Here is a 6,689-nt window from a genome sequence, read left to right as displayed (position 1 = left end):
TTTTAATCAATTGGTCGCAGGTTCGAATCCTGCACGCCCCACCACTATTTTGGTGGTTCCGAGTAAAAAATTTTCAGGCAACACCCAAATGGGGCGTTAGCTCAGTTGGTAGAGCAGTTGACTTTTAATCAATTGGTCGCAGGTTCGAATCCTGCACGCCCCACCAGTGTAAAAAGGCGCCCTAAAGGCGCCTTTTTGCTATGCGCAGGATTTTTGATTCGAACCTGCTTGCCTGATGTGTTTCGCTTATCAGCCCTACAGACGACACGACTCATGTAGGCCGGATAAGACGTCAGTCGCCATTCGGCATGCATCACACGCAATTCTTGTGACTTTTCTACACCAATCCGCTATCTTGTTTAGCATACAAAACAATTCTAACCGAATATGGCGTGCGTCACGCTTTTAATCGGTTATTTCGTTAAGCCAGTAAAACGAGAAAGCAAGATGAGCGTGATGTTTGATCCAGAAGCAGCAATTTATCCGTTTCCGCCGAAGCCAGCGCTGCTGAGTGCGGATGAAAAGCAATTTTATCGAGAGAAAATTAAACGTCTGCTGAAAGAGCGTGATGCCGTCATGGTCGCGCACTATTACACCGACCCTGAAATTCAGCAGTTGGCTGAAGAGACTGGTGGCTGTATCTCAGATTCGCTGGAGATGGCGCGGTTTGGTGCAAAACATTCTGCCTCTACGCTGCTGGTTGCGGGCGTAAGGTTTATGGGAGAAACCGCCAAAATTCTCAGCCCGGAAAAGACTATCCTGATGCCGACCTTACAGGCGGAATGTTCATTAGATCTGGGCTGTCCGATTGATGCGTTCAGCGCATTTTGCGACGCGCATCCGGACCGCACCGTGGTGGTCTATGCCAATACCTCAGCCGCCGTAAAAGCACGTGCGGATTGGGTAGTCACGTCCAGTATCGCAGTGGAACTTATTGAGCATCTTGATAGTTTAGGTGAAAAAATCATCTGGGCCCCGGACAGACATCTGGGCAACTACGTGCAAAAACAGACCGGCGCAGATGTGCTCTGTTGGCAGGGAGCCTGTATTGTTCACGACGAATTTAAAACCCAGGCTTTATCGCGTATGAAAGCGCTTTACCCTGATGCTGCGGTGTTGGTGCACCCAGAGTCCCCTCAGTCTATCGTTGATATGGCCGATGCGGTTGGCTCAACCAGCCAGCTCATCACCGCAGCTAAATCGTTACCGCATAAGCAGCTGATTGTGGCGACTGACCGGGGCATTTTTTACAAAATGCAGCAGGCCGTTCCGGATAAAGAATTGCTTGAAGCGCCGACGGCCGGTGAGGGGGCAACCTGTCGCAGCTGTGCGCATTGTCCGTGGATGGCGATGAACGGCCTCAAGGCGATTGCTGAGGGCCTGGAACAAGGCGGAGCGGATCATGAGATACATGTTGATGCTGCGCTGCGAGAAGGGGCGTTGTTGCCGTTAAACCGCATGTTGGAATTTGCGGCTACACTTCGAGCTTAATTAATTTTTTTTGCTCTGGGGGAAAAGATGGACTTTTTTAGCACGCAGAACATCCTGGTACATATTCCGATTGGCGCGGGTGGTTACGATCTGTCGTGGATCGAAGCTGTGGGGACGATCGCCGGGTTGCTGTGTATTGGCCTGGCGAGCCTTGAGAAAATAAGCAATTACTTCTTCGGCCTGATAAACGTCACGCTGTTTGCGATTATCTTCTTTCAGATCCAGCTTTATGCCAGCCTGTTGCTGCAAGTCTTTTTCTTTGCCGCCAACATCTACGGCTGGTACGCCTGGTCCCGGCAAACCAGCCAGCATGAAGCGGAACTTAAAATTCGCTGGCTACCGTTACCAAAAGCGCTGGGCTGGCTGGCGGCCTGCGTGGTAGCGATCGGCCTGATGTCGGTCTATATCGATCCGGTGTTTGCGTTCCTGACTCGCATTGCGGTCAACATAATGCAGGCATTGGGGTTACAGGTTGCTGTGCCTGAACTGCAACCCGATGCGTTCCCGTTCTGGGATTCCTGCATGATGGTGCTATCGATTGTGGCGATGATCCTGATGACGCGCAAATACGTTGAAAACTGGCTGCTGTGGGTAATCATCAACGTAATCAGCGTGGTGATCTTTGCCCTGCAAGGGGTGTATGCCATGTCTCTGGAATACATGATCCTGACGGTTATCGCCCTCAACGGGAGCAGGATGTGGATTAACAGCGCGCGTGAACGAGGTTCCCACGCGCTGTCTCATTAATGGTGATGATGTGAATGGCCGGACACGCCCTGATACAGGTGGCAGTCCGGCCCATTGCATGGCTGATACTCCATCTGGATCGTCGCGTGTTCAATCTGGTAGTGATGGATAAGGAAATGCTGAATACGCTCCAGCAGGGCATCATGATCGTGCGGCGGGATCACCTGCACATGCAGCGTCATGACCGGCTTTTCACCCACCATCCAGACGTGGACATGGTGCACATTGCGAACTTCGGGAATATCCCGGCTGAGATGTCGCTGTAGGGCGGCGATATCCAGCGCATGAGGTGCGCCCTCCAGCAATTCATTGACGCTATCTTTTAACAATCGCCAGGCACTGCGCAGCACCAGTACGGAAACCAGAATAGAGAGAATAGGGTCCGCAGGGGTCCAGCCCGTCCAGATAATAATCAGCGCAGCGATGATCGCCCCGACCGAGCCGAGTAAATCCCCCATTACATGCAACGCTGCGGCGCGGACGTTGAGGTTTTTCTCTTCACTGCCGCGATGTAAAACCCAAAAAGCAAGCACATTGGCCAGTAAACCCGCGACAGCGATAACCATCATCATGCCGCCCGCCACAGGACGAGGTGTCTGGAAGCGCTCAATCGCCTCCCAGACGATTAAAATGGTGATAACGACCAATGCGATGGCATTAACAAACGCGGCCAGCGTCGTGAGCCTCAGCCAGCCGAAGGTGTGTCGTATTGTGGGCGGTCGGTGGGAAAACCGGACGGCCAGCAGCGCGAAAAGCAGTGCTGCTGCATCCGTAAGCATATGCCCGGCGTCGGCCAGCAAGGCCAGCGAGCCGGAGAGTATCCCTCCCACCACTTCAACCAGCATGAACCCCGCTGTAATGCAGAAGGCGAACAGCAGTCGACGGGCGTTATTATCCTTTGGCTGGTCAGGGGAAGTATGAGTATGTGAGTGCGCCATTGTGCCATCCCTTTGTTATTCTCACCTTTACTGTATGACATCATACCGTTTTTGGGGGGATAAAATTAAAAAGGAGAGCTTCTATTCTCCCGTTATCAGCCACGTAAATATTGGGCATTGCCTTACAGTACAGTGGGTAAAAATCCACAATGTGCATCGATAGCCAGCACAGAATTTTGAAAATAATAATAAAATCCGCAATTACAGTTGGAATTTGCGGTTTGGATCTGATTATTCGCTACATTCTTGCGTTTTTTTGCGTAATCCCGGGATAACACGGTTCGTACTGTAAAACCCCGTTTACACTTAATGACTGAAGATATAGATTGGAGGGATTGCATTCATTTATATAAGTATGGCAACGCTGGAATAATCATGAATTATCAGAACGACGATTTACGCATCAAAGAGATCAACGAGTTATTACCGCCAGTCGCACTGCTGGAAAAATTCCCCGCTACTGAAAATGCCGCAAACACGGTGGCTCATGCCCGTAAGGCGATTCATAAAATTCTGAAAGGGAGCGACGATCGCCTGTTAGTGGTGATTGGGCCGTGCTCTATTCATGATCCGGTAGCCGCCAAAGAGTACGCCGCTCGCCTGCTGGCGCTGCGCGAAGAGTTAAAAGGCGAGCTTGAAATCGTCATGCGCGTCTATTTTGAAAAGCCGCGTACCACCGTCGGCTGGAAGGGGCTGATCAACGATCCGCACATGGACAACAGTTTCCAGATCAACGATGGGCTGCGCATTGCACGTAAATTGCTACTGGATATCAACGACAGCGGATTGCCGGCTGCGGGTGAATTCCTCGACATGATCACGCCGCAATACCTCGCCGACCTGATGAGTTGGGGCGCGATCGGGGCGCGTACCACTGAGTCCCAGGTACACCGCGAGCTGGCATCGGGTCTGTCTTGCCCGGTTGGTTTTAAAAACGGTACCGATGGCACGATCAAAGTCGCGATTGATGCAATCAACGCCGCAGGAGCGCCACACTGCTTCCTGTCCGTGACCAAATGGGGTCATTCGGCGATCGTGAATACCAGCGGTAATGGCGATTGCCATATTATTCTGCGCGGCGGCAAAGAGCCAAATTACAGTGCTCAGCACGTCGCAGACGTAAAAGAAGGTCTGATTAAAGCAGGACTCTCTGCGCAAGTGATGATCGACTTTAGCCATGCCAACTCCAGCAAGCAGTTCAAAAAGCAGATGGATGTTGCGAAAGACGTTTGTGGACAAGTCGCTGGCGGCGAAAAAGCGATTATTGGCGTGATGATCGAAAGCCATCTGGTCGAGGGTAATCAGAACCCGGATAGCGGTGAGCCGCTGACCTACGGCAAAAGCATTACTGATGCCTGCATTGGTTGGGAAGACACCGATGCAGTGCTGCGCCAGCTGGCGGATGCGGTCAAGGCGCGTCGCGGTTAAAGTTATCTTCCTTCCTTATTAAAACCGGCGAATCAGGCCGGTTTTTTTAATTAATATTAATAAGCTCATTTTATTTTATATACTCAATATATTTCTAAGGTGAATATAAATATATTCCTAATTTTATCATTCCTGTAATAAATATATTAAATCCAGGGTTATCATATTCCCAGGATTTAATATAAATATAAAGGGATGAATATGAATAAAAGCTTTAACATCGTCTGGAATACCGCGCGTAATATGTATGTCGTGGCTTCTGAATTTGCACAGGGTGACAGTCAGATAAAAAACCAGGCCAGGGCGGCAGGCATCGCCACGCTGCTGGGGTTACTCTCTGGTCCGGCGATGGCGGATTATACCCCGACTGTTGCGGCCGGTGAGTCCGTTAGTGGAGAGACCCTGAATGCCACAAATGACCATCAGATGGTCTACGGCAGCGCCTTCAATACGACGATAGAAGGCGGGCTGCAGTATGTCATGGACGGTGGACTGTCTCAGGATGCGCAGGTAACGGGAGGCATTCTCCAGATTCAGGAGAATGGCACCTCCGTGAATGCCGTGCTGAGCGGAAAAGGCCAACAGGATGTCTATGGTACAGCAGAACACACTACCATCAATTCGGGAGCAAGAAACGATGTGTACGGAACCGCAGTGGATTCCGTCATCAATGCTGGTGGAAAGGAACGCGTTTCTGGGTTATCCAGCGGCGCGACCATCAATAACAAGGGTGTGCAGGAAGTCTATGGTATCGTTAAAAACACGACTGTAAATCAGGGGGGGGCGCTGGTACTTAGAACACACGTGGACGGCAGAGAAACAGCCAGTTTCGCCAGCAACACTACCGTCAACAGCGGCGGCTCACTCTGGCTGGAATCAGATTATGCCATCCTTGAAGGTACTACCCTGATTAAAACCGGCGCCACCGTTAATGCCGTGACCGGTGTTATCACCAACAGTGGGATCCTGGATTATGACCTCGACGCGGGAGCCTCCCGTACCGAGAGCAACAGCATTCAGGGCATTGGGTCCCTGCAAAAAACCGGGCAGGGTACGTTGCTGCTTACCGGTAACAACACTTACGCTGGTGACACGCTTGTCGACGAAGGCACCCTCTGGCTCGCTGATTCTGCCGTTATCGGCGTCCCCACAGTATCTGGCTCATCTTCGCAGTTAATGGGCTACCTACCTTCCGGCTCTGTCAGCGTCGCTGCTGGGGCAACCCTCGGCGGTACCGGCGTTATCAATGATGATGTCTCGAATGCTGGCAACATCGCCATCAGTCAGAGCAATGAGACCGGTCACACCCTCACCATTAACGGCAATTACACCGGTAATAATGGCACGCTATCCCTTAATACACAGCTGGGGGATGATGCCTCCCCGACGGATAAGCTCCTCATTTCCGGCGATACCGCAGGCACGACCACTGTCTTTGTTACTAATACTGCCGGGGACGGAGCCCTCACCACGCAGGGGATCGAGGTGATAGATGTCGGCGGTCAGTCTGACGGCGTCTTCACCCAGGGCAACCAGGTTCAGGTCGGATTGTATGAATACCGCTTGTATCAGGACGGTGGTGACTGGTATTTGCGCTCGCAGACCGTTACCCCGGTTAATCCTGACGACGGTGGCGATGTCACTCCGGTTAATCCGGATGACGGTGGCAATGCCGTCCCTGTGGACCCTCAGTATCGCGCTGATATCGGCGCCTATCTCGGCAACCAGTGGATGGCGCGTAATCTGCAAATGCAGACCCTTTATGACCGCGAAGGCAGCCAGTTACGTACCGATGACGGCAGTATGTGGATGCGCTTTAAAGCAGGTGATGCATCATCACAGGCTGCAAACGGTCATGTGGATATTGACAGCAACTATTCTCAGCTCCAGATTGGCGGCGATATACTGAGCTGGGATGATAGCGTGCAGAGCCTGAAAGCAGGGCTGATGGTGAGCTATATCAACGCCGATACGGACAGCACCGGTAACCGAGGGGCGGATGGGAGCCAGTTTTCTGCCAGTGGTAACGTAGCCGGTTACAATCTTGGGGCTTATGCCACCTGGTTTGCGGATGCGAAGGACCAT

5 protein-coding genes and 1 tRNA gene are annotated in these 6,689 nt (G+C 51.9%); 5 read left to right on the top strand and 1 reads right to left on the bottom strand.

Going from position 1 to position 6,689, the window contains the following annotated elements:
• The first annotated feature begins 90 nt into the window (after nucleotides 1-90).
• The 3 genes from FDX03_RS00535 (at nucleotide 91) to pnuC (ending at nucleotide 2,238) form a co-directional block, all read left to right on the top strand.
• Nucleotides 91-166 (top strand) — tRNA-Lys (locus tag FDX03_RS00535).
• A 281-nt stretch (nucleotides 167-447) separates the two neighbouring features.
• Nucleotides 448-1,491, top strand: a complete 1,044-nt coding sequence (gene nadA, locus FDX03_RS00530) for a quinolinate synthase NadA (protein ID WP_137345339.1) — start codon at nucleotides 448-450, stop codon at nucleotides 1,489-1,491.
• A gap of 27 nt (nucleotides 1,492-1,518) precedes the next feature.
• The gene (gene pnuC / locus FDX03_RS00525; protein ID WP_061067547.1) at nucleotides 1,519-2,238 is read left to right on the top strand and encodes a nicotinamide riboside transporter PnuC; all 720 of its coding nucleotides are present in this window, start codon (nucleotides 1,519-1,521) and stop codon (nucleotides 2,236-2,238) included.
• Here the strand turns inward: pnuC and zitB are convergent.
• The gene (gene zitB, locus FDX03_RS00520) at nucleotides 2,235-3,176 is read right to left on the bottom strand and encodes a CDF family zinc transporter ZitB (protein WP_115600756.1); all 942 of its coding nucleotides are present in this window, start codon (nucleotides 3,174-3,176) and stop codon (nucleotides 2,235-2,237) included. The two genes, pnuC and zitB, sit on opposite strands and share 4 nt — an antisense overlap.
• 375 nt (nucleotides 3,177-3,551) lie before the next feature.
• Here zitB and aroG point away from each other — a divergent pair, with 375 nt between their 5' ends.
• Both aroG and FDX03_RS22695 read left to right on the top strand, forming a co-directional pair.
• A complete protein-coding gene (aroG, locus tag FDX03_RS00515) occupies nucleotides 3,552-4,604 on the top strand; it encodes a 3-deoxy-7-phosphoheptulonate synthase AroG (RefSeq protein ID WP_137345338.1) in 1,053 nt (350 codons plus the stop codon).
• A 201-nt stretch (nucleotides 4,605-4,805) separates the two neighbouring features.
• A partial coding sequence (locus FDX03_RS22695) for an autotransporter outer membrane beta-barrel domain-containing protein (protein ID WP_249356956.1) occupies nucleotides 4,806-6,689 on the top strand: 1,884 nt, incomplete at its 3' end.

Origin of the sequence: Citrobacter sp. wls827 (genome assembly GCF_005280875.1) — a bacterium.
Classification (GTDB): domain Bacteria; phylum Pseudomonadota; class Gammaproteobacteria; order Enterobacterales; family Enterobacteriaceae; genus Citrobacter; species Citrobacter youngae.
This window is presented reverse-complemented; position numbering and strand designations above follow the sequence as displayed.